Origin of the sequence: Kitasatospora sp. NPDC059571, from assembly GCF_042735675.1 — a bacterium.
Lineage (GTDB): Bacteria > Actinomycetota > Actinomycetes > Streptomycetales > Streptomycetaceae > Kitasatospora.
This window is the reverse complement of sequence record NZ_JBHWBW010000660.1, coordinates 1-3,327: the sequence shown is the minus strand read 5'-3', so window position 1 is coordinate 3,327 and position 3,327 is coordinate 1. Positions and strand designations below refer to the sequence as shown.

The following is a 3,327-nucleotide window of genomic DNA, read 5'->3' as shown; positions in this document are numbered from 1 at the left end:
GGGGGGGGGGGCCCCCGGCCCCCCCGCCCGGGGGGGGGCTCCCCCGCCGGGGGGGCCCCGCGCGCCGGGGGGGGGGGCCCCACTCCGCACGGCCGGGTGACGGCCGGTCAGTCGTTGCCGACGATGTCGGCGATGTTGCCCAGCGACTCGGCGACGCCGGACTGCATGTGCGGCCAGACCTCCTTGCCGAAGAAGCCCACGGCGTCGCCCTCGATGGTCGCCTCGACCTCGTGGGTGATCTTGACGCGGCCGTCGACCTGCTCCATCCGGTGGAAGTTGCGGATGGTGCCGAAGGGCAGCACGGTCTCGTCCGAGAACTCCTCGCCCTGGGTGACCGTCTTGATGGTCACCTCCAGCGGGTCGGCGCCCTGCGGCTTGAGGGTGAAGGTGTTGCCCTCCTTGAAGTTGCCGTTCAGACGGCTGCTCTCGATGCCGGCGTCCCAGCCCTTCCAGCCGTTGACGTCCACCCAGACCGCCCAGATGTCATGGGCCTTGGCGTCGACGGTGACGGTGGCGGCGGCGATGAACCTCTGCGAGTCAGGCATAGTGCGCGATCTCCTGCGTTGCGATGGCGGGTGCGTCCGGGGACGGGAAGAAGGTCTCGTTCTTCTCCCCGAGCCAGTGGGACCGCGGGTGCGCGCCCACCTCGACCATGACCCCGTTGAGCGACCAGTTGGGCTCGGTCAGCGAGTCGGTGTCGCCCCAGAACGCGGGGTTGAAGAACTCGAGGATGACGTTGGTGTGCCAGATGAGGCCGAGCTTGGTCAGCTTCATCTTCTCGTCGTCGACCTCGATGAGGCCCTTGCGCAGCAGCCGGTCGATCTCGTCCGCGAAGTCCTCGCGGAATTCGGTGCCGAACTTGCTGCGGTAGAACGAGTACTCGATCTCGTAGTACAGCAGGGCGAAGATGACGTAGCGCTCGCGCTGCACGCGCGGGGACAGCTCGTCGGTGATGGTGCTGATCAGGAAGTCGCCGTTGTTCGAGGTCTCGACGTACTTCTCGACGTCCGTCTCGGTGCCGAAGCGGTAGCCGTCGAAGTAGGAGTACGAACCGGGGCCGACCGCGAGGGTGTCGACGTAGACCTTCCAGTTCCAGTAGTTGTACTGGTTCTCGTACCCCTCCTTGCAGAAGTGGTCGACCATGTACATCTTGTAGCCGGCCGCCTCGGCGATCTCCAGGGCTTCCCGGTACATCGCCTTCACCATCGGGCCCTCGGGGTCCTTCGGCTTGTCGAGCTTGCCCTTGTTGATCAGCTTGGCCTGGATCGTCTCCTTGTGGATCCGGTACAGGTAGATCGTGAAGTGCGGGACGTCCAGGCCCGACAGGGTCTCCAGGTCGCGCTTCCAGATGTCCAGGGTGTGCCCGGGCATGTTGTACATCAGGTCGAGCTGGATGTTCTTCAGGCCGCGGGACTGGAACTCCTTGATGACCCGGGCGCTGTCCTCGGCCGCGTGCGGCGAGCCGATGACGCCGAGGATCTCCGGCTGGAAGGACTGCACGCCGAGGCTCAGGCGGTTGATCCGCGAGCTCACGACGTACTCGATCTTCTCCTCGTCGTAGTCGCGCGCATTGCCCTCGAGGGTGAACTCGGCGTCGTCGGCCAGCCGGAAGAGGTCGGTGACGGTGTCGACGATCCGCTTGAGGTTGCGGGTCTTGAGGATCGAGCCGGTGCCGCCGCCGATGTAGACGTTGCGCAGCAGACCGGTCGCGAACTTCGGGTACGACGCCCAGCGCTGCAGGTCCTTGACCAGCGCCTCGACGTAGAGCTCCTCGCGGCCGCGGCTGTCGTTCTCGGACAGCAGGCTCGCGAAGTACGGGCACGACTTGCACCGGGTGCGGCAGAACGGGATGCCTATGTAGAGGGTGAAGTCGTCACCCTGCTGCTGGAGGTCGACGTGGCTCTCCAGCCACTCCTTGCCGCTCTCCGGGATCCGGTGCATGCCCGGGGGGTAGAGGATGAACGGCAGGTAGCACTTGTTCGGGTACGGGTCGCCGAACTTCGCGCTGTCGGCGTCGACGCTTTCCAGGGCGGTCATGTGAAGGACTCCTCGGGTGTGAACGACGGACTTCTCAGCGTCTGGGGGCCGGCGGCCACGGGGACGGTGCGCGGCTCCGCGGAATTCGCCGGCGCCCGGGCTCTTTCGGGTCAAGCCCTGGGCTGCATCGGCCTTTCGGAGGCGCGGCGGGGCGCCGCACGGATACTGTCGGCCAGGGACCTCGAATCGCGGTCGAGAAGCCGTCGCGCCCCGGCGCGGATCCGCTCGCACGCCGCTCGACTGCGGCTCGAGCGCGCCTCTTCAGACTTGACGCAGCGACGCTCGACCAGCTCGGGCCATCCCGTCGATCGGAAGGACCCACATGACCGACCTTCAGCCCCCGCCCGGGCCGGACCTGGCCTCGGACGGGGTTGCGACCGTCGTCCACCTGCCCGCGAAGCCGCCGTTCGACTTCGACCGCTCGCTGGCCTTCCTGACGTCCTTCCCGACCATGACCGGCGAGCACGGCGTGGCGGGGCGCACCATCACCCGGGCGGTGCGGGAGGGCGGCCGGCTGGTCGGCGCCCGGCTGGCCGCCGCCGACCCGGCGGACGGGCCCGGTCTGCGCTGCGAACTCTTCGCCGACCGGCCGCTGGAGGAGAAGGAGACCGCCGCCGTCGCGGACCGGCTGTCCTTCTCGCTGGGCCTGGACGACGACCTGGCCGCCTTCTACGCGCTGGCCGCCGGCGACGAGCCGTTCCGCCCGGTGCTGGAGCGCCTGCACGGCTACCACCAGGTCAAGTTCCCATCGCCGTTCGAGATGCTCTGCTGGGCGATCCTGGCCCAGCGGGTGCCGCTGCCGGTGGCCCGCTCGATGAAGCAGTCGCTGGTGCGGGCCGCCGGCAACCGGGTCGTGCTGGACGGCGCCGAGCACTGGGCCTTCCCCGAGGCCGACCAGCTGCTGCCGTACACCGAGCAGGAGCTGCACGCCCTGGTCGGCAACCAGCGCAAGTCCGGCTACCTGTACGCCCTGGTGCGGCACTGGCAGCAGATGGACGAGGGCTTCCTGCGGACCGCCCCGTACCAGGAGGTGCAGGAGCGGCTGCTGAAGATCCCCGGCATCGGGCCCTGGTCGTCCTCGTTCGTGCTGATCCGCGGCCTCGGCCGGATGGAGTTCCTCACCACCGACAAGGAGATGCTCCGGGCGGCCGCCCGGGTGTACGGCCGGGCGGTCGGCGAGGACGACCTCGCCGCGCTGGCCGACCGGTACGGCGACCTGCGCGGCTACTGGGGCCACTACCTGCGGGTCTCCGGCTGAACACGGCGGCGCCGCGGTGCCCGTCCCGAGCG

At 69.0% G+C, this 3,327-nt stretch carries 3 protein-coding genes; 1 reads left to right on the top strand and 2 read right to left on the bottom strand.

The features are described 5' to 3' along the window. Nucleotides 1-107: 107 nt before the first annotated feature. A complete protein-coding gene (locus tag ACFV0G_RS37435; RefSeq protein WP_380557702.1) occupies nt 108-545 on the bottom strand; it encodes an SRPBCC family protein in 438 nt (145 codons plus the stop codon). Next, nucleotides 538-2,037: a coproporphyrinogen-III oxidase family protein gene (locus ACFV0G_RS37430; RefSeq protein WP_380557699.1), complete on the bottom strand. Its 1,500-nt coding sequence runs from the start codon at nt 2,035-2,037 to the stop codon at nt 538-540. Before ACFV0G_RS37430 ends, ACFV0G_RS37435 begins: the two co-directional genes overlap by 8 nt. Nucleotides 2,038-2,359: 322 nt before the next feature. On the opposite strand from ACFV0G_RS37430, the gene ACFV0G_RS37425 reads away from it, so the two are divergent. Then, the gene (locus tag ACFV0G_RS37425) at nt 2,360-3,295 is read left to right on the top strand and encodes a DNA-3-methyladenine glycosylase family protein (protein WP_380557696.1); all 936 of its coding nucleotides are present in this window, start codon (nt 2,360-2,362) and stop codon (nt 3,293-3,295) included. Nucleotides 3,296-3,327: the final 32 nt, after the last annotated feature.

What these genes read in the sequence shown, in the direction of transcription:
- ACFV0G_RS37435 (WP_380557702.1), bottom strand. Translation starts at nt 545, where the DNA reads ATGCCTGACTCGCAGAGGTTCATCGCCGCCGCCACCGTCACCGTCGAC.
- ACFV0G_RS37430 (WP_380557699.1), bottom strand. Translation starts at nt 2,037, where the DNA reads ATGACCGCCCTGGAAAGCGTCGACGCCGACAGCGCGAAGTTCGGCGAC.
- ACFV0G_RS37425 (WP_380557696.1), top strand. Translation starts at nt 2,360, where the DNA reads ATGACCGACCTTCAGCCCCCGCCCGGGCCGGACCTGGCCTCGGACGGG.